Source organism: Stenotrophomonas sp. INTA L402-1, from assembly GCF_059295135.1.
This window is the reverse complement of sequence record NZ_JCAFWP010000053.1, coordinates 1-18,847: the sequence shown is the minus strand read 5'-3', so window position 1 is coordinate 18,847 and position 18,847 is coordinate 1. Positions and strand designations below refer to the sequence as shown.

Annotated in this window: 15 protein-coding genes and 1 pseudogene; 10 read left to right on the top strand and 6 right to left on the bottom strand. The window is 66.8% G+C overall.

Annotation, left to right across the window (positions count from 1 at the left end; translation table 11 throughout):
• Positions 1-181: 181 nt before the first annotated feature.
• Entirely contained in the window at positions 182-1,105 is a 924-nt protein-coding gene (locus tag AC5O77_RS20130) for a LysR substrate-binding domain-containing protein (protein ID WP_478058821.1), read from the bottom strand.
• Between the two features lie 245 nt (positions 1,106-1,350).
• Here AC5O77_RS20130 and AC5O77_RS20125 point away from each other — a divergent pair, with 245 nt between their 5' ends.
• Complete coding sequence (locus AC5O77_RS20125) at positions 1,351-1,986, top strand: glutathione S-transferase family protein (RefSeq protein ID WP_478058819.1); 636 nt, start codon at positions 1,351-1,353, stop codon at positions 1,984-1,986.
• A gap of 13 nt (positions 1,987-1,999) precedes the next feature.
• Positions 2,000-3,028 (top strand): LLM class oxidoreductase, encoded by a 1,029-nt coding sequence (locus tag AC5O77_RS20120; protein ID WP_478058817.1) that lies wholly within the window; start codon positions 2,000-2,002, stop codon positions 3,026-3,028.
• Positions 3,029-3,055: 27 nt separating this feature from the next.
• Here AC5O77_RS20120 and AC5O77_RS20115 read toward each other — a convergent pair whose 3' ends face one another.
• Complete coding sequence (locus AC5O77_RS20115; RefSeq protein WP_494507108.1) at positions 3,056-4,015, bottom strand: retropepsin-like aspartic protease; 960 nt, start codon at positions 4,013-4,015, stop codon at positions 3,056-3,058.
• A 74-nt stretch (positions 4,016-4,089) separates the two neighbouring features.
• Between AC5O77_RS20115 and AC5O77_RS20110 the strand changes: the two genes are divergently transcribed.
• From AC5O77_RS20110 to AC5O77_RS20075, 8 genes are all read left to right on the top strand, one after another.
• Entirely contained in the window at positions 4,090-4,797 is a 708-nt protein-coding gene (locus AC5O77_RS20110) for a response regulator transcription factor (RefSeq protein WP_065723538.1), read from the top strand.
• A 32-nt stretch (positions 4,798-4,829) separates the two neighbouring features.
• Entirely contained in the window at positions 4,830-6,128 is a 1,299-nt protein-coding gene (locus AC5O77_RS20105; RefSeq protein ID WP_478058812.1) for a sensor histidine kinase, read from the top strand.
• A gap of 72 nt (positions 6,129-6,200) precedes the next feature.
• Positions 6,201-6,701: a MarR family winged helix-turn-helix transcriptional regulator gene (locus AC5O77_RS20100; protein WP_478058811.1), complete on the top strand. Its 501-nt coding sequence runs from the start codon at positions 6,201-6,203 to the stop codon at positions 6,699-6,701.
• Positions 6,698-7,444, top strand: a complete 747-nt coding sequence (locus tag AC5O77_RS20095) for a DNA alkylation repair protein (protein WP_478058809.1) — start codon at positions 6,698-6,700, stop codon at positions 7,442-7,444. The genes AC5O77_RS20100 and AC5O77_RS20095 overlap by 4 nt, the downstream gene beginning before the upstream one ends.
• A gap of 51 nt (positions 7,445-7,495) precedes the next feature.
• Entirely contained in the window at positions 7,496-7,834 is a 339-nt protein-coding gene (locus tag AC5O77_RS20090) for a DUF6616 family protein (protein ID WP_478058808.1), read from the top strand.
• Positions 7,835-7,946: 112 nt separating this feature from the next.
• Positions 7,947-8,204 carry a hypothetical protein gene (locus AC5O77_RS20085; RefSeq protein ID WP_478058806.1) on the top strand — a complete coding sequence of 86 codons (258 nt, stop codon included), beginning with the start codon at positions 7,947-7,949 and terminating at the stop codon, positions 8,202-8,204.
• 295 nt (positions 8,205-8,499) lie between these two features.
• Positions 8,500-9,573 (top strand): 3-deoxy-7-phosphoheptulonate synthase, encoded by a 1,074-nt coding sequence (locus AC5O77_RS20080; RefSeq protein ID WP_346486777.1) that lies wholly within the window; start codon positions 8,500-8,502, stop codon positions 9,571-9,573.
• Positions 9,574-10,528: 955 nt separating this feature from the next.
• Positions 10,529-11,065 carry a type II TA system antitoxin MqsA family protein gene (locus tag AC5O77_RS20075; RefSeq protein ID WP_478058803.1) on the top strand — a complete coding sequence of 179 codons (537 nt, stop codon included), beginning with the start codon at positions 10,529-10,531 and terminating at the stop codon, positions 11,063-11,065.
• Between the two features lie 133 nt (positions 11,066-11,198).
• Here the strand turns inward: AC5O77_RS20075 and AC5O77_RS20070 are convergent, their stop codons facing one another.
• From AC5O77_RS20070 to AC5O77_RS20055, 4 genes and pseudogenes are all read right to left on the bottom strand, one after another.
• Positions 11,199-14,264, bottom strand: a complete 3,066-nt coding sequence (locus AC5O77_RS20070; RefSeq protein ID WP_494507107.1) for an efflux RND transporter permease subunit — start codon at positions 14,262-14,264, stop codon at positions 11,199-11,201.
• Positions 14,261-17,338, bottom strand: coding sequence for a multidrug efflux RND transporter permease subunit (locus AC5O77_RS20065; protein WP_478058799.1), 3,078 nt, complete (start codon positions 17,336-17,338; stop codon positions 14,261-14,263). The genes AC5O77_RS20070 and AC5O77_RS20065 overlap by 4 nt, the downstream gene beginning before the upstream one ends.
• A complete protein-coding gene (locus tag AC5O77_RS20060; protein ID WP_494507106.1) occupies positions 17,335-18,501 on the bottom strand; it encodes an MdtA/MuxA family multidrug efflux RND transporter periplasmic adaptor subunit in 1,167 nt (388 codons plus the stop codon). Before AC5O77_RS20060 ends, AC5O77_RS20065 begins: the two co-directional genes overlap by 4 nt.
• A gap of 247 nt (positions 18,502-18,748) precedes the next feature.
• A pseudogene (locus AC5O77_RS20055) lies at positions 18,749-18,847 on the bottom strand (IS110 family transposase); the annotation flags it as partial.

Here is an 18,847-nt window from a genome sequence, read left to right as displayed (position 1 = left end):
ATCCGGCGTCGCCAGCCTCTTCCTGGAGCACCGTCCCCGGCCAACAACTCCGAGGACGGTGAAGATCTCCAAAACCCGTTATCCCGTCGATCGCAAGGCTGCACCGCTTAAGTGAACAGCATTACGCCGCAAGGCGGGGTTTTTTTGTGGCCGGCTGCAATGGCATCGCTTTCCGAGCAGCTCATCCTGCGTCCTGCAGGGTGTGTGTGCCTGCTGCCTGCGGCGTCATCAGTGCTGCATGCAACCATGTCATGAAAGCAGGTATCGACGCGTTGGCCTCGCCGTCCGCACGCGTCACCGCGTAGTAGGCGAAGGCCTGTGGCCAGGGCTGGTCGATCACCACCTGCAGCCGGCCATTGGCGAGTTCTTCGGCCGCGTGGATGTCGCGCACCAGGGCGATGCCTTGCCCGGCCACCGCCGCGCGGATCAGCAACAGGTCGTCATCGAACGCAGGGCCGCGCTCCAGTCGTTCATCGCCGGGCAGATCCAGTGCCTGGAACCACAGCCGCCAGTCGCTGCGGTCGGCGTCCTGCAGCAGCGGCAGCTGCAGGCAATCCTGCACTGTACCCACGGCAGGCGCGCTGGCCAGCAGCGCAGGGCTGGCAACCGGCAGCAGTACCGGCGCCAGAAGATGCTCGGCATGCAGGCCAGGGTAGCGGCCCAGTCCATGACGGATCGCGATGTCCACCCCCTCGCGGCGCAGGTCGACCAACGCCGCGCTCGAGTCCAGCTGCACGTCCACCTGCGGATGCAACGCACTGAACCCGCCCAGTCGCGGCGCCAACCACTGTGCGGCGAAGCTCGGTGCCGCGCTGATGCGTAGCGTGCACCTTGTTTCCCAGCGTTCGAGTGTCTGCAGGCTCTGTGCGATCTGATCGAAGGCCTGCAGCAGCTCCGGATACACGCGCGCGCCGGCTGCACTGAGCACCACGCCATGCCGGGTGCGGTCGAACAGGCTCACGCCCAGCCGCTCCTGCAGCTGTCGAAGCTGCTGGCTGATTGCACCAGGTGTCACCCCCATCGCATCGGCGGCGGCGGTCAGGCTGCCATGTCGGCCAGTTTCAACGAAGGCCCGCAGGCCCAGCAGCGGCAGCACCGCACCCATCTCAACTCTCCTGTAACCGCGTCGGCACGCGCCGCGCTGCGACAGCATATCGACCGCACTGCAGCCTGTCGCGCGCGCGTCGCGCACGTTGAGCCCCGCTCAACTCCCCGTGCAGAAGACATCGTTTCCCCGCGACTCAGGCCCTTCCTAGACTGCCTGCACGGCTGCTGCAGCGCCCGTTCCCGCATCGCCCGGCCACCTTCAACGGCCGGTGTATGCCGTCGCACCCTGCGTCCAGGATTCCCATGAACGAACCTTCGCTGCACCTGTACTCCGACAGTTCTCCCAATGGCTTCAAGGCCACCATCGCACTGGAAGAACTGGGTCTTCCCTATCACCTTCACCACGTCCACATCGCCGATGGCGAACATCGCCATCCCGACTTCCTGCGGCTCAACCCGCATGGCCGCATTCCCGTGCTGGAAGATCGCGCGCGCGGCATCGTTGTCTTCGAGTCGGCGGCGATCCTGATGTACCTGGCCGAACAGGGCAATGCGTTGCTGTCTTCCGAACCGGCTGCGCGCTGGGAGACGCTGACCTGGCTGATGTTCCATGCCGCCAGCGTCGGCCCGATCCTCGGCCAGCGCGTGCACTTCGAGCATTTCGCACAACAGCCCGATTCCGCGGCAATCGAACGCTACCGCCGCCTGAGCGACGATCTGTTCGCCGTGCTCGACCAGCGCCTGCACGGGCGCGAGTGGCTGGCCGGTGACCAGTACTCGATCGCCGACATCGCCCACTTCGGCTGGCTGCATATCGCCCACATCATCGATATCGATATCTCGCAGCATCGCCATCTGAGCGCGTGGTACGCGCGCGTTGCCGCACGCCCTGCCGTGCAGCGCGGCGTGCAGCTGCCCGAACCGGCCACCGGCCCGTAAGGAGGCGACGCTCATGAACGACGCCATTGTGATGCCGGGCGCGTCAGCCCCGGCCTTTGCCACGCACCCGGGCTACCAGCGCATGTTCCGCGCCGATGCACTGACCCTGGGCATCTACCTGCCATTGCGCTTCTATCAGGGTGACATGGCCGTGCTGCAGGGCCAGGCGCGGCTGGTGGAGGACATCGACCGCCACGGCTTTGCTGCGGTGTGGGTGCGTGATGTGCCGCTGTACGACCCGATGTTCGGCGATGCGGGGCAGCTGTTCGACCCGTTCACTTACCTTGCATGGTTGGCGGCGCGCACGCAGCGCGTAGCGCTGGCCACCGGCAGCGTGGTGTTGCCGCTGCGCCACCCGATCGATCTGGCCAAGGCCGCAGCGTCGATCGATCAGCTGTCCGGTGGGCGCCTGGTGATGGGCGTTGCTTCCGGTGATCGTCCGCTGGAGTTTCCCGCCTACGGACTGGAGCACGCGGCGCGCGGTGAGCGCTTCGCCAGCGCGATGGGTGAGATGCGGCGTTGGCTGCAGCCGGGCGCGGGCGGGCGGATGACGCATGCCTGGGCCGAGCAGGGCGTGCAGTTGCTGCCGCCCACGGTCAGTGGCCGCATTCCGCTGGTTGTCACCGGTGGCGCACGCCAGCCGCTGGAGTGGATCGGCCAGCATGCCGATGGCTGGTTGACCTATCCCGAGGCCACCCATGACGATGCCGGTCCGCAACGGCTGGCCGCGAAGATCCGCGCGTGGCGCGCGCTGATCCCGGACGGCGGCTTCCGCCCGCACGTGACCAACGAATGGATCGACCTGGTGGATGACCCGGATCATCCACGCACGCCGCTGCAAGGGGGCTATACCCTGCGCACCGGCCGCAAGGGCCTGATCGACCTGCTGCAGGCCTGGCAGCGGGCAGGCGTCAACCACGCCGCGCTGGGCATCCAGTTCGCCGAGCGGCCCGCAGATGAGGTGCTGCAGGAATTGGCCGAAGAGGTGCTGCCATTGTTCCCGTCGCACCCGGGGCCGGCGCCGCGGGTGATGGACTGGTAGCACAATAGGAATGGTGTCGGCCGGCGCTCAGCGGGCCGGCCGGCGCAGGCAGATGCGTGACGCCCCGGCGCTGATGTCCACCTGTCCACCCTGCATGGCGTCGGCGCCGAGAATCAGCGCGGGTCGTGTCTCGAGGCCGATCGCCTTGAACACGGGCAGTTCACTGATCCGGACTTCCATCGGTGGATGCCGCCAGCCAGCGCTGGTCATGCTCGGCAGGGTGTACAGCCAGGTGGCCTGCTTCCCGCCGCCCAGGCCCTCGGTGCCCTTCTCACGTACCCGCACGCGGATGTCGCTGCCGTCGGTGCGCACACCCAGCGCACGGGCGGCTTCGGCATTGAGCACGGTCTGCGCCGCGCCGGTATCGACCACGGCGATGGCTTCCACACCGGTCTCGCCCAGCGCCAGCGTGATGAAGCCAAACTGGCGCAGGCCGGCACTGCGATCGGGCAGGGCATTGGCCTGGCAGCCGTTTCCATCCAGCGCGAGACGCCCCGGGGTCCACAAGGCAAGCTCGCCACGACCGAAATCCCAACGCGTGTCCCAGCGTCCGGTCAGGTCGTTGCCGACCAGGCCATCAATGGCCGCTTCATCGTCCTTCGCCAACGAGGACAGGTCGACCTGCGTGCCGCTGGCCTGCAGCTGCCAGCTGCCCAGCCGCCAGGAGGTGGTGCGCATCCTCCGCAGCGCGGCTGCCTTTGCGCTGGCACCCTGGGCATGTGAAACCGCTGCATCGGTGTCTTCCAGGCCATAGCGCCGGGCCACACGGTCATCCACCAGGGTTGCACCGGCCGCACTGTCGACCACGAAACGCAGTGGTTCGGCACGCCCGTCCAGCGAGACAGCCACGGCCGGATGGCCCCCCTGCATCCACATCGGCAGTACGTGTTCGGGAGCATCGGTCGCCAGCGCAGGCAGCGAGGCAGCAAGCAGGGGAAGCAGGGTGAGGCGCACGGGATGTCTCCGCAGTGAGGGTGGAGAGCCCATTGGCGGGCACGGGCGTATCGCGGGAATATCGGCGTTGATACCGTCCTGATACACAGCTGGCTGATACTGAGCACATGAACGCTCCCGCCCGGGTCATCGTCGTCGATGACGACGCCAGCATCCGAGACGCCATCGCCGACTGCCTGCTGCTGCATGGCTACCAGGTGCGCGTGGCGGCCGGTGCCATGGCGTTGGATATGCTGCTGCAGGCCGAACGACCGGACGTGATCATCCTCGACTGGATGATGCCCGGCGAGGATGGCCTGTCGGTCTGCCGCCGGCTGCAGGCACGAGCCATCCCGATCCTGATGCTGTCGGCGATGGGCAGTGCCCCGGACCGGGTGATTGGTCTGGAAATGGGCGCGGATGATTACCTGGCCAAGCCGTTCGATCCGCGTGAGCTGCTGGCAAGGGTGCGTGCGTTGCTGCGCCGGCAGGACAAGCTGCGTACCCAGGTGGCGAGTGAGCTGCGCTTCGCCGGCTGGCGGCTGCTGCCCGAACAGCGCCGCCTGATCGCACCGGATGGAGCGGAGCTGGTACTGAGCCGTGGTGAGTTCTCTCTGCTGCTGGTGCTGGCCGAACGTCCCGGGCGGGTGCTGGCGCGCGAGCAGTTGCTGCAGCTGAGCCGCAGCGAGCCGAGCGACAGCGTGGATCGTGCCATCGACCTGGCAATCAGCCGCCTGCGTCGCAAGCTGGGGCAGGCCGCGCCCGGCGCTGAAGCCCTGGTACAGACATTGCGTGGCGAGGGCTATCGCTTCGATGCCGAGGTCCAGGTGCTGTGAGTGCGCGTTGGTCCACTGCGCGCTGGATCGCGATGCTGGCCCTCACCAGCCTGCTGCTGGCCACCCTGGTCAGCGTCGCGGTGGTGGGCTGGATGCCACGACCGGCGCCGCCACCGATGCGCCTGGATCAGGCCCTGCAGGTACTGCGGGGGGAACAGGCGGCGGCGCCGCTGGGGCTGCATCTATCCGTCGTCAGTTCGGCGCCGGAAGGCCGCAGCAACGATTGGTTGACCGAACTGGCCGCCTTGCAGCTGGGTGTACCGGTGGATCACGTGCGCCTGGTCTGGACCGGGCAGGGCAAGGCCCCCGATGTGCAGGTCATCGAGGGCGGCACGGTGCTGGATGCTTCAGGGCGTGCCGGGGTGCTGACGTCACAGGCTGCCCTGCTGGCCGCCATGCAGTGGCCGCCGTTCGAGCTGGGTGTGCGCCAGGCCGATGATCGCTGGCAGGTGGTCGGCAGCGATCACAGTGATCTGGCGGCCTGGCGCCGTCAGGTTCTGCTTGCACTGTTGGCCGGCACGGTGCTGCTGGCACCGCTGGCGGCCTGGGCGTCGCTTCGCATCGGACGGCCCCTGCGCCGCTTGGCCGAAGCCAGTGCGCGGGTTGATCTGCAGGACGGAACGCCGCTGCCGGACGATGGCCCACGCGAGGTGCAGGTGCTGGCCGCAGCGATCAGCAGCGGTCGTGAGCGCCTGCGCGACCAGGCGCAGGACATGACCCGCATGCTGGCGGCCGTGGCACACGACCTGCGCACGCCGCTGACCGGTCTGCGCCTGCGTGCGGAGTTTGCACCGCCGCCACAGGCAGCGCGGATGGTGGCCGACATCGAGCGCATGGACACGATGATCGAGCAGGTGCTCGATTACGCGCGCGGGGAGCTGCAACCGCTGGAGTTGCGAGCACTGGACGTGGCCGCGTTGCTGGAGGAATGCGTGCAGAGCGCCTTGCTGCGCGGTGTCGAGATTTCTGCAGAGGGACCGGACGTGCTGCCGTGGCAGGGGGATGCGCTCCTGCTGCGGCGGGCCATCGATAACCTCATCGACAACGCCGCTCGCTACGCCGGTGCCGTGCACCTGCGGGTTGCCATGGCAGGCAATCGCGTGCAGCTGGACGTGATGGATCGCGGACCGGGCATCGACGAGGCCGATCGCGTGCGCGTGCTGCAACCCTTCCAGCGCAGCGAGAGCTCGCGCAGTCGTGCCACCGGTGGGACCGGCCTGGGTCTGGCCGTCGCGGCCAACGTGGCCCGGCGGCATGCGGGTGAACTGCAGCTGCTGCAGCGTGACGGAGGGGGATTGATCGCACGCCTGGTGCTGGGATCGGCCTCCTGACATCGCATGTCGATTGACTGGGCGTCATCTTCCTGATTTATAATTAGGCGCCTAATCATATGGATATGAATGATGATCGAAGCCAAGCACCATGCCTTGCTGGATGAGGCACAGCGACGGGGCCATGCCAACGTCGCGCAGCTGCACCTGTGCTTCCAGCTGCTCTCGCTGTCATCGTCGATCGATCGCGACTGCGCCACACGTCTGGCGCCACAGGGTCTCAGCGAGGGGCGCTTCATCGTGCTGTTCCTGCTGCACGGTGCCGGTGGCACGCTGCCGCCGCATGAGCTGGCCGAGCGCGCAGGCGTCACCCGCGCCACCATCAGTGGCCTGCTCGATGGCCTGCAGCGGGAAGGCCTGCTGCAGCGTCGCAACGATGCCGAGGATGGCCGCCGCCTGCAGATCGTGCTGACCGCAAAGGGCGCACGCCTGGCCGAGTCATTGTTCGACCAGCACACGCAGTGGATCGGTGGCCTGTTCAATGGTTTGGACGCGGATGAACAGCGGCAGCTTTCGCAGTTGCTGCACAAGGTCTGGCAGCACACCGACGCCGGGCATGAGACTGCGGCATGAGCGGTGCCATCGCCGCAGAGCGCCTGCGTGCGCTCTGCAGTGGCAGCGTCGCGACGAACCATCTGGCCGAGTGCCTTGCAGTGGACTTCGCTGCGCTGCTGCAGGTGGTAGCCCCCACGCTTGGACCGGACGCGCTGCTACGCATGCGCGACGCTGCGGACAAGGGCATCACCCAGCGCATGGGTTTGGCCGCACAGCTGCTGCGCGGGGCGGGGCAGGGCACGCCTGCGCTCTGGCAGGCTCACCGCTCCGACACCGTGCGTGGCTGGGCCTGCTATCTGATCGGCAGCGATGCCTCTACAACGCTGGCAACGAAGCTGCAGGCGATGCGACCGTTGGCCGATGACCCGCACTTCGGCGTGCGCGAATGGGCGTGGCTGGCATTGCGTGCCGACATCGTTGTTGCGCCGATGCAGGCGCTTGAGTACCTGCAGCCGTGGACACAGGACGCATTGCCGTACCTGCGTCGCTTCGCCTGCGAGGCGCTGCGCCCCCGTGGCGTCTGGGCCACGCATGTCGTGCTGTTCAAGCAGCATCCGGAACATGCGTTGCCGGTGCTGGAAGCACTCGCCGACGATCCCGAACGCTATGTGCAGGATTCGGTTGGCAACTGGCTCAACGATGCTGGCAAGACGCAGCCACAGTGGTTGCGTGATCTCTGCACACGCTGGCAGCGCGAACACGACAGCGCCGCCAACGCCTACATCCGCAAGCGCGCACTGCGCTCGCTGCAATCCCGGTAGCGCCGGGCCATTCCCGGCAGACGCCACCGTCCACCTCAAGGAAGAACCACCATGCCGCACACCCTCATCGAGCTCTACAGCACCACCCCCGCCTGGACCGCGCTGCTTCCCGAACAACGCGCGGCCTTCTTCGCCCGCATCGGCGCCGGTATGCAGCAGTTCGATCCGGCCCGCATCACGCCGCTGGCGATGGGCCGCATTACCACGGGCGTACCGCATGGCAGTGGTGAGCAGTTCTATGCAGTCTGGTGCTGCGCCAGCCGCGAGGAGGCCGACGCGCTGGTGGCGGGCATCGCCGCCACCGGCTGGCACGACTACTTCACCACCACCCATGCGGTGGGCGCGGTGGACGACATGGCCCAGCATCTGGCTGATCTGGCTGCACTGTAACGGCGCGAAGAGCGTTCGCATAACCCAGCCCACGGCATGGATGGCACATGCGCTTGTCACCCAGACACGGTAAACAGTGCATTGCCCATGTCCGTCCGCAGGGAAGTTGATCATGCAGAGCACGCTCCAGGTCACGCTGTTCGGCCCTCTTGGCGACAGCCCGGCGTTGCAGTTGCCGGGGCAGGAGGGGCCGTCGGTGGCCATTCCGGAAGCGACCCTGCGGCAGCTGGTTTCCGATCTCTACACCGCGCGCTCCCTGCTCAACCCCGAGCAGCTGGACGAAGCCAGGCAGGAGCTGGACCGCGTGCTGGAGCGCTGGGCCGACATCCATGAGGGCCTGCTGCTGGATGTGGAAGTGCATGGCAAATGAGCAACTTCGCGTGGCTGCCGCCGCGTAGGCATGGCTGGTGCGCACCTCGCTGAACCGCGTCCCCAGTTGCGGATGAAACATTTTGCACTGCGCAAAAGCTGTGCTATCAATAGATCCCATGAACGCAGCCGCCACCCGCTTTTACTGGTATTACTTTCCGAAGCCACTGGCGGAGGAAGGACTGCGCTCACCCTGAAGAAAGCTTCAGACGCATTCCCGAAAGCCGCCAGCGAACCTGGCGGCTTTTTTCATGCCGCCACGCTGGGGACCCCCAACGTTCCGGAGATCTCCTGCAATGCCCCCGCACACCGACGACCTGCGTATCCGCACCATCGAACCGCTGACGCCGCCCGCCCAGCTGCTGGCGATGCTGCCCTGTGACGATGAAGCCTCCGACACCGTCAGCGCCTCGCGCGCGGCCCTGCACCAGATCCTGCACGGCCGTGACGACCGCCTGGCGGTGGTGGTGGGCCCGTGCTCGATCCACGACCCGAAGGCCGCCATCGAGTACGCCCAGCGCCTGAAGCCGCTGCGTGACGCGCTGGCCGGTGAGCTGGAGATCGTCATGCGCGTGTACTTCGAGAAGCCGCGCACCACGGTGGGCTGGAAGGGCCTGATCAACGACCCGGACCTGGACGGCAGCTTCAGGATCGACAAGGGCCTGCGCATCGCCCGCGGCCTGCTGCGCGACATCAACAAACTCGGCCTGCCGGCCGGTGTCGAATTCCTCGACGTGATCTCGCCGCAGTACATCGCCGACCTGGTGGCATGGGGCGCGATCGGCGCACGCACCACCGAAAGCCAGGTGCATCGCGAGCTGGCCTCGGGGCTGTCGTGCCCGGTCGGCTTCAAGAACGGCACCGATGGCAACGTGAAGATCGCCGCCGACGCGGTAGGTGCCGCGTCCAATCCGCATCACTTCCTGTCGGTCACCAAGCAGGGCGGTACCGCCATCGTGTCGACCACCGGCAACCCGGATTGCCATGTGATCCTGCGCGGCGGCAAGCAGCCGAACTACGACGCAGGCAGTGTTGCTGAGGCCTGCCAGGTGCTGGCCAAGGCGAAGCTGCCGACGCGTCTGATGATCGACGCCAGCCATGCCAACAGCCTGAAGAACCCGGAGAACCAGCCGAAGGTGATCGACGACATCGCCGTTCAGCTGGAAGACGGCGAGCAGCGCATCGTTGGCGTGATGATCGAGAGCCATCTGGTCGGTGGCCGCCAGGAACTGGTGGAAGGCCAGCCGCTGATCTACGGGCAGAGCATCACCGATGGCTGCATCGATTGGGACACCACCGTGACGGTGCTGGAGCGACTGGCTGCGGCCGTGCGCGCCCGTCGCGACGTGAAGGTGTCCGAAGCAGCTTGATGGAAGCCGCCTGAGTGCGGCACGTGTGTGGATGGCGGCCAGCGCCTGCGGGGGTGCGGCCGCGATCAGGGCCGGTCGGAGTTGGAGACCGGCCCATCTGCACCGGCGATGCGCCTGGCGCTGCGCATGAGCGACAGCGCCAGGTACATCGCCGGGGTGGCAGTAGATCCACGCCATGCGTGGACGATTCGCCGTCCCCGGCAATGACGGCTACGACCCGCTGGAGGCCACATCAGCGCCGCCAGCGCGCTTCAGGCTACTGATGAGCCTGCTTCTGGCAGATATCCGTCAGAACCATACTTCACTGATTTCGCTGAAAAATTTCCGCGCAGCAGGCGGGCCTTGCGTTTGTCACGCCTGGCCTGCCGCAAACGCCCATTCCGACCGTTCCGCCTATGGCTCACGGTTGTCCTTCCGGGAGTCGCCAACCCACGGCGGCAGGAGCGGAAGGCAAGTCATGGACTTGACGAAATTTATCACGGTGATAAATTGAGGCCCGAGCTGTGGAGGGTCGATCCGGCGCAGTTTCCGCAGCCAAGGGAATGCGGCAGGTCGCGCCGAACGATCAGTGTTCGCGGATCTCCCTTGATTGATCTGTTGGCTTTGCAGGAATGCGTGCGCACAGGCGGGTTGCAGCCTGACGATGTCTGGGTGGCTACCCGCAAAGCACAGAGAGATCTGGAAAACCTTCGCTGGACGCTGGGCGACCTCCTGGACTGTCTGCTGTGCCTGCAAGCGGAGGACCATAGGGGATCAGAGTGGTGCAGGGACCAGTTGGGCACCTGGCATCCATGTGACGCCTACGTAGTTCGCTATGACGATGTGCAGAAGTGCCGGATGAACCGATCCGACATCAACTATTACCTGAAATTTTCTGTTGGCCGGTGTGGAACGTTGCGGCTGGTATTTCTCAGCTGCCATCTGTAGAGCATCATGCGTTTCATTGGAGCGCGCCATGAACAAAGCCACGTCCCGACTCTGTCCCGCCTGCGAGCAGGCACCTCTGGTGGCATCCACACGCGAACGGCACTTCACTCCGCGCGGCAATCCTGTGGTCGTCGAACTGCTGGCGATGGAGTGCCCCGCATGCGGCGCTATGGCAACCAGCGCCGCACAGCAGATCGAGAACCTGAGACGACTTGCCGCACGGCGCGCCCACTACGGCGGGCTGCTGCTGGGCGAGGATGTGTTGGCGTTCCGGCGCCGCTACGGCTTGACCCAGCGCGCAGCGGCCACGCTGTTTGGAAAAGGCGCGATCGCGTTTTCCCGCTACGAGAACGAGACGACCTATCCCGACGATGCCACAACCATGCTGCTGTCGTTGGCTATGGAGAAGCCCGAGGTCGTGCGCTGGCTTGCCGAGCGCACCGGCACGGCGGTCCCGCTGCTGGACAGGCTGCAGGACGTTGCAACCAAGCCTCCCCGGCGTGTGTCGCGGGCCCATCGGGTTGCACCCGGCACGCCAAGTGGTCCAGTCCGCGCAGTGCGTTGATCCGACTCTACTCAATGTCCGCCGTAGATCCACGCCACGCGTGGATACCGCTCTTCTGTAGCGTCGAGCCATGATCGACTTGCGCGAGAAGCGCGTTGGTTCCCTGCAAAGAGCAGTCGAGCATGGCTCGACGCTACATGGCCTTCTTCGCGCGCAACCTCGCCAACGCCAGATACATCGCCGGGGTCGTGTACAGCGTCAGCCACTGGCTGACCAGCAAGCCGCCGACAATCGCAATGCCCAGCGGTTGCCGCAGCTCCCAGCCTTCGCCATTGGCCAGCATCAGCGGCAGCGTGCCCAGCAGCGCTGCCAGCGAGGTCATCAGGATCGGCCGCAGGCGCAACCGTGCGGCTTCCATCACTGAATCCTGCGCGCTCAGCCCGCGCCGCTCGCCGGCCAGTGCGAAATCCACCAGCAGGATGGTGTTCTTCATCACCACGCCCACCAGCAGGAACAGGCCGAGCAGGGCGATCAGGTTCAGTTCGTTGCCGAACAGCCACAACGCCAGCAGCGCGCCGACACCGGCCGAAGGCAGGGTGGACAGGATCACCAGCGGCTGCAGGAAGCTCTCGTAGAGGATGCCCAGCACCAGGTAGACCGCCAGCGTGGCGCCCAGCACCAGCCATAGCTGGCGCGCGCGCAGCTGATCCAGCCCGCCGGCTTCACCGGACAGTTTTCCCTGGACCGAACGCGGCAGCATCAGTTTCGACATCGCAGCATCAATCGCCTGCGTGGCCTGTTCAAGGCCCACCCCCGGTGCCAGCGCGAACTCGATCCAGATCGAGGCGAACTGCTCGCTGTGGTACACCCGGTCCGGTGCCATGCCATAGCGCCAGTTGGCGATGCTCGACAGCGGAATGCGCTGGCCGTTGCCATCGATCACCTGCAGGCGTGACAGCGTGCCCGGATCCTGGGTGTGCTTCGGGTCCAACTCCATCACCACGCGGTACTGGTTGAGGCTGTCGTACAGCGTGGCGACCTGGCGCTGGCTGAAGGAGTTGTTGAGCATGTTGGCCACCGTGCGCAGGTCGACGCCGTGGCGCGCGGCTGCTTCGCGGTCGACATCCAGCACCACCTGGCGCATGCCCGCTTCACCCTGTGCTTCCACGTCCACCAGTTCGGGCAGGCCACGCAGCGCGGCCGCCACCTTCGGCGCCCATTCGCGCAGTGGTGCTGTATCGGCCGACAGCAGCTGGAACTCGTACTTGCCGCTGCTGCCGGCGCCCTCCAGGCGGATGTCCTGGTCCACCCACAGATAGAGATTGCCGCCGGGCAGCTTGGGCAGCCGCGCGCGCAGGCGGTCGATCACCTGTTGGCTGGACACCTTGCGCTCGGCCAGCGGCTTCATCTTGATCATGATGAAGGCGTTGTTGACCCCGTTGCTGCCACCGATGTAGCCGATGATGTCCTCGATGGCCGGATCGGACAGCAACAGCTTCCTGTACGCGTCGATCTTCGGTTGCATGGCCTGGAAGGACAGGCCGTCATCGCCGCGCGCGAAGCCGCGCAGCTGCGCGGTGTCCTGCTTGGGCACGATGCCCTTGGGCACCTGCTGGAACAGCCACGTGTTAAGCGCGATGACTGCAACGAAGGCCAGCAACGGCCAGCGCAGCCGGCGCAGGCTGGCCTGAAGCGTGCGCAGGTAGGCGCTGCGCACACGTTCGAACAGCGCATTGCTGCCGCGCTGCCAGCGCGAGGGTTGCTGCGCGGCGTCCACGAACAATCGTGCACACAGCATCGGCACCAGGCTCAGCGCGACCAGCACGGAGACCGTCATTGCCGCCACCAGGGTCAGCGAGAATTCGCGGAACAGGCGTTCGACGAAGTCATCCAGGAACAGGATGGAGACGAACACCACGGCCAGTGCAACGTTCATCGACAGCAGCGTGGCACCGACTTCCGATGCGCCACGCACCGCCGCCTGCCAGCGGTCCGCGCCGAGTTCGCGATGGCGGGCGATGTTCTCCAGCACGACGATGGCATCGTCCACCACCAGCACGGCGGCGACGATCAGCGCCATCAATGAAAGCGTATTGAGCGAGAAGCCCATCAGCGCGATCAGCGCCAGCGTGCCGAACAGCACCACCGGAATCGCCACGCTGGGCACCAGCGCTGCACGCCAGTGGCCGAGGAAGCCGAGCACCACCAGCACCACCAGCACGATCGCCAGCACCAGCGTGAGCTCTGCTTCGTGCAGGGTGGCGCGGATCACCGGCGAGCGGTCCATCACCAGCCGCATGTCCACGCCGGAGGGCAACAGCGCATGCAGTTGCGATAGCTGCGCCTGGATGGCATCAACGGTGGCGATGATGTTGGCGCCGGGTTGGCGGCTGACGATCAGCAGCACGGCGGGGCGTTCGTTGTGGAAGCCGCTGGCGTAACGGTCTTCCACGCCATCGGCAACGGCGGCGACATCGCCCAGCCGTAGCGTGCGGTCGTCGCTCACCTTCAGAGCCAGTTCGCGGTACTGCGCGGCCTGGCGCAGCTGCAGCGGCGCTTCCAGCTGCCACTGCTGACGGTCATCGCCCACGGCACCCAGCGGGCGCATGGCGTTGGCGCGGCCGATGGCCTGGGCCACGTCCTCCAGCGCCAGGCCTGCATGGTTCAGTGCATTCGGGTCCAGCGATACACGCACGGCGGGCAAGGCGCTGCCGCCCACCTGCACTTCGCCCACGCCCGGTACCTGCGACAGCTTCTGCGCCAGCACGGTGGAGGCCAGGTCATACAGCTGGCCTGGCGAACGCGTGTCCGAGGTCAGTGCCAGCGCCAGGATCGGTGCCTGTGAGGGATTGACCTTGCGGTACTGCGGCATGCCGGGCATGCCACTGGGCAACTGCCCGCGTGCAAGATTGATGGCGGCCTGCACTTCACGCGCTGCCTCATCGATGTCGCGGCCGAGTACGAACTTCAGTTCGATCTGGGTCTGGCCCTGGGTGCTGGCCGAGTCGATGCGTGAGATGCCGGGCAGGCTGCCCAGTGCGCGCTCCAGCGGCGTGGCGACGGTGGCTGCCATCGACTCGGGCGAGGCGCCGGGCAGGCTGGCACTGACTTCAATGGCGGGGTAATCGACCTGTGGCAGCGGCGCCACCGGCAACAGGCGCAATGCCAGCAGGCCGGCCAGCACCAGCGCCACCGCCAGCAGGATCGTCGCTACTGGGCGCTGCAAGCAGGCCTGCGCCAGGCGCGCGATGGGGGTCACGCGCGCGCCTCGTCAACGGCCACCGGGGACGTCGCACGGTCTCGCTGCAGGCGATCAAAGGCCAGGTAGATCACCGGCGTGGTGAACAGGGTCAGTACCTGGCTGACCAGCAGCCCGCCCACCATCACCCAGCCCAGTGGCTGCCGCAGCTCGGCGCCGGAACCACTGGCCAGCATCAGCGGGACTGCGCCGAACAGCGCGGCCAGCGTGGTCATCAGGATCGGCCGGAAGCGCAGCAGCGCGGCCTGATGGATCGCCTCGCGCGGTGACATGCCGCGTGTGCGCTGCGCGTCCAGCGCGAAGTCGATCATCATGATCGCGTTCTTCTTCACCAGGCCGATCAGCAGCACGATGCCGATCACCGCGATCAGGTCCAGGCTGCGGCTGCTTACCCACAGCGCAGCCAGCGCACCGACGGTGGCCGAGGGCAGGGTGGAGAGGATGGTGATGGGATGGATGAAGCTCTCGTAGAGCACGCCCAGCACGATGTACATCACCACCACCGCGGCCAGGATCAGCCACAGTGTGGACGACAGCGAGCTGCTGAAGGCCGCTGCGGCACCCTGCAGGCGAAGTTCGATGCTCTGCGGCAGGTTCACCTGTGCGCGCGCGGCGTGCACAGCCTCCACCGCTTCGCCCAGCGAAGCGCCCGGGGCAAGGTTGAACGACAGCGTGGCCGCCGGGAACTGGCCGACATGGTTGCGCAGCAGGGCGGTCGGGCCCAGATCCACGCGTGCCACCGCACCCAGCGGCACGGTCTGCCCACTGCTGCTGCGCACACGCAGGCCCGTGATCGCCTCCGGCCCGGGCTGCCGTGAAGGATCGGCCTCCAGCACCACCCGGTATTGGCTGGCCTGGGTGAAGATGGTCGAGATCTGGCGCTGCCCATAGGCGTCGTACAACGCATCGGCCACCGCTTCCACGCTCACACCCAGGCGCGCTGCGGCGTCACGGTCGATGTTCACCCGTGCCTGCCGGCCCTGCATCTGCAGATCGCTGGCGACATCGCGCAGTGCAGGTTGCTGGCGTAGCGCCTGCAGCAGCTTCGGGGTCCAGCGTTCCAGTGTTTCAAGATCCGGCGTGGTCAGGGTGAACTGGTACTGGGTGCGGCTGATGCGGTCTTCGATGCCCAGCTCCTGTACCGGCTGCAGGTACAGGGTGATGCCGGGGATCTTCGACACGCGCTGTTGCAGGCGCGCCATCACTACGGCGGCGCCATCGCGGTCGCCGTGCGGTTTCAGCTCGATCAGCAGGCGGCCGGTATTGAGCGTGGCATTGTTGCCGTCCACGCCGATGTAGGACGACACGCTGGCCACCGCCTGGTCGGCTTCGATGGCCGCCGCCAGCGCCTGCTGGCGCTCGCGCATGGCCTGGAATGAGATCGCCTGCGGCGCTTCGCTGATGCCCTGCACCAGGCCGGCATCCTGCACCGGGAAGAAACCCTTGGGCACGGCGAAGTACAGCGCCACGGTCAGTGCGAGGGTGGCAACGGTGGCCAGCAGCATCAGCGGCTGGCGCTGCAGCACCCAGCGCAGCTGGCGGTCGTAGAGGCCGATGACGCGGTCGAAGACATCGGGCGCATGTGCAGTCTTCGCGTGCGGCTTCAGGAACCGCGCGCACAGCATCGGCGTCAGCGTCAGCGAGACCACCAGCGAAATGCCGATGGCTACCGCCAGGGTTACTGCGAACTCATGGAACAGTGCACCCACCAGGTCGGCCATGAACAGCAGCGGGATCAGCACCGCGATCAGCGAAACAGTCAGCGACACCAGGGTGAAGCCGATCTCGGCTGCGCCTTTCAGCGCTGCATCGCGGGGGCTTTCACCTTCCTCCAGATGGCGGGCGATGTTCTCCAGCATCACGATGGCGTCGTCCACCACGAAGCCGGTGGCGATGGTCAGCGCCATCAGCGTGAGGTTGTTGAGCGAATAGCCGGCCAGCAGCATGACCGCGAAGGTGCCGATGAGCGACAGCGGCACCGCGACGCTGGGAATGAGCGTGGCCGGCAGATTGCGCAGGAACACCCAGGTGACGAGCACCACCAGGCCGATGGCCAGTACCAGTTCTTTCTGCACGCCACGCACCGACGCGCGGATCGATTCGGTACGGTCGCTCAGTACATTCATCTGCACGCCGGCGGGCAGCGTGGCCTGCAGCTGCGGCAGCAGCGTACGCACCTGCTCGACCACGGCGATCACGTTGGCGCCGGGCTGGCGCTGGATGTTCACCAGTACTGCCGGCGTGGTACCGCTCCACGCAGCCAACTGGCGGTTCTCGGCGCCATCGGTAATGGTGGCTACATCGCCCAGCCGCAGCGGCGCGCCGTCGCGCCAGGCCAGTACCAGGGCGCGGTACTCATCCACGCTGCGCATCTGATCGTTGGCATCGAGCATCACCGCGCGGATCGGGCCGTCGAAACTACCCTTGGGCAGGTTGACGTTGGCGGCGGCGATGGCGGTGCGGATGTGGTCCATGCCCAGGTTGTTGGCGGCAAGCGCCGCCGGATTGACCTGGATGCGCACCGCCGGGCGCTGGCCCCCGGCCAGGCTGACCAGGCCGACGCCGGGCAACTGCGCCAGGCGCTGCGCGATGCGCGTATCCACCAGATCGTGCACCTGCGGCAGCGACAGGCCTTGCGAGGTCACCGCCAGTGTCAGGATCGGGGTGTCGGCCGGGTTGACCTTGCGGTACACCGGCGGCACAGGCAGGTCCCCGGGCAGGAAGCTGCCCGCCGCGTTGATGGCGGCCTGCACGTCCTGCTCGGCCACACCCAGCGACACCTCCAGCCCGAACTGCAGGGTGATGACCGAGGCGCCACCGGAACTGGTCGACGACAGTTGTTTCAGGCCGGGAATCTGCCCGAGCTGGCGTTCCAGCGGCGCGGTGATGGTGCGTGTGGTCAGTTCGGGGCTGGCCCCCGGATACAGCGTGGTGATCTGGATGATCGGGTAATCGACCTGCGGCAGCGCCGCCACCGGCAGCAGGCGATAGGCCAGCACGCCGGACAGCAGCAGCGCCACCATCAGGAGAGTCGTTGCGACCGGGCGCAGGATGAACGGGCGCGAGAGGTTCATGCGCCGGCCTTGGTCGCGGCCTCCTCGGTGATGATCTCCACCGCCGTGCCGTCTTCCAGCCCGTCGATGCCTTCGATCACCACCTTGTCGCCGGCCACCAGTCCGGAGCGCACGGCCACGCGCCCATCATCGGCCGGACCGAGCACCACGTTGCGGCGCTGTGCCTTGTTGTCCTTGTCGACGATATGCACGTAGTTGCCCTGGCTGCCGAACTGCACGGCGGCATCGGGAATCAGCAGCGCGCGCTGCTCGCCCAGTTGCAGGCGGACGTTGACGAACTGGTTGGGGAACAGCGCCAGATCGTGGTTGTCGAAGTGCGCACGCAGTTTCAACGTGCCGGTGGTGGTATCGATGCGGTTGTCGACGCTGGACAGCGAGCCGCGGGCCAGCTGCCGGCGTTCTTCGCGGTCCCAGGTTTCCACCGCCAGTGCCGGTTGCGCCTGCACGGCATCGAGCAGCGCAGGCAGCTCGGGTTCGGGCACCGTGAACAGCACGCTGATCGGCGCGGTCTGCGCCAGCGTCACCAGGCCTTCGGCATCGCTGGCGCGCACCAGGTTGCCCACGTCCAAACGGCGCAGCCCGACGCGGCCACTGACCGGCGCGGTGATGCGGGTGTACTGCAGCTGCAGGCGCGCTTCATCAACAGACGCCTGATCGCTGAGGCGGCGGCCCTGCAGCTGGCGCACCTTGCTCTGCTGGTCGCTCAGTTCCTGCCCGGACACGTAGTTCTGCTTCTGCAGTTCGCGGTAGCGCTGCAGCTGGCGCTCGGCGTTTTCCAGCTCGGCCAGATTCTGCTGCTGGGTACCCTGAGCCTGTGCCAGCTTCACTTCATACGGGCGCGGGTCGATCTGCGCCAGCAGATCGCCGGCCTTCACCTGCTGGCCTTCCTGGAAATGCAGCCGCAGCAGTTCGCCATCCACGCGGCTGCGTACCACCACGCTGTGCAGCGGGGTGACCGTACCGACCGCCTTCAGGCGCAGCACCAGCGGCTCGGCGCTGGCGCGGGCCACGCGTACCGGCACCGTCTTGCCCGGCGCATCGTCGCTGCTGCCGGCACCATTCCGGGGCCACAGCCACCACGCCAGAAGGGCGGCGAGGGCGATGGCCAGCACCGCCCACAACAGGCGGGCACGACGGAAGCGGGAATTTTCGGCGACAGACATGGGGCATCCTGCGCCCTGCGCGCGCAGGGACATGCGGGCCCGTCGGCGCGTTCACGGCACCACGGGCAGCGGGGAGGGAGTTGTCTGGCGGGGCCGCGGGCGCGGCGTGGCTGGATGCCGTCGCGGCAGCGACGGGGCGACAATGGTAGCCAATCACCCCGGCCAATGCCGCATGACCATGGTCATGTTCTGCAATGCGTCGAACGGGCTCGACCAATCTTGTAGAGTCGAGATCCTATGTTCGCGGTCAAGCCTGCTGGAAGCAGGCTTGACCCACCTTCAGCATGGCCGGATCGAAGTCCCGGCCGCTTTTGAAGACACCCCAGGCGATCCTGGCCAGCTTTCT

Excerpts from the sequence above, each read along its gene's own strand:
- AC5O77_RS20095 (WP_478058809.1), top strand. The coding sequence starts at position 6,698 with ATGAGCGGTGCCATCGCCGCAGAGCGCCTGCGTGCGCTCTGCAGTGGC.
- AC5O77_RS20065 (WP_478058799.1), bottom strand. The coding sequence starts at position 17,338 with ATGAACCTCTCGCGCCCGTTCATCCTGCGCCCGGTCGCAACGACTCTC.
- AC5O77_RS20090 (WP_478058808.1), top strand. The coding sequence starts at position 7,496 with ATGCCGCACACCCTCATCGAGCTCTACAGCACCACCCCCGCCTGGACC.
- AC5O77_RS20105 (WP_478058812.1), top strand. The coding sequence starts at position 4,830 with ATGCTGGCCCTCACCAGCCTGCTGCTGGCCACCCTGGTCAGCGTCGCG.
- AC5O77_RS20080 (WP_346486777.1), top strand. The coding sequence starts at position 8,500 with ATGCCCCCGCACACCGACGACCTGCGTATCCGCACCATCGAACCGCTG.
- AC5O77_RS20120 (WP_478058817.1), top strand. The coding sequence starts at position 2,000 with ATGAACGACGCCATTGTGATGCCGGGCGCGTCAGCCCCGGCCTTTGCC.
- AC5O77_RS20100 (WP_478058811.1), top strand. The coding sequence starts at position 6,201 with ATGATCGAAGCCAAGCACCATGCCTTGCTGGATGAGGCACAGCGACGG.
- AC5O77_RS20110 (WP_065723538.1), top strand. The coding sequence starts at position 4,090 with ATGAACGCTCCCGCCCGGGTCATCGTCGTCGATGACGACGCCAGCATC.
- AC5O77_RS20075 (WP_478058803.1), top strand. The coding sequence starts at position 10,529 with ATGAACAAAGCCACGTCCCGACTCTGTCCCGCCTGCGAGCAGGCACCT.
- AC5O77_RS20115 (WP_494507108.1), bottom strand. The coding sequence starts at position 4,015 with ATGGGCTCTCCACCCTCACTGCGGAGACATCCCGTGCGCCTCACCCTG.
- AC5O77_RS20085 (WP_478058806.1), top strand. The coding sequence starts at position 7,947 with ATGCAGAGCACGCTCCAGGTCACGCTGTTCGGCCCTCTTGGCGACAGC.
- AC5O77_RS20060 (WP_494507106.1), bottom strand. The coding sequence starts at position 18,501 with ATGTCTGTCGCCGAAAATTCCCGCTTCCGTCGTGCCCGCCTGTTGTGG.
- AC5O77_RS20130 (WP_478058821.1), bottom strand. The coding sequence starts at position 1,105 with ATGGGTGCGGTGCTGCCGCTGCTGGGCCTGCGGGCCTTCGTTGAAACT.
- AC5O77_RS20125 (WP_478058819.1), top strand. The coding sequence starts at position 1,351 with ATGAACGAACCTTCGCTGCACCTGTACTCCGACAGTTCTCCCAATGGC.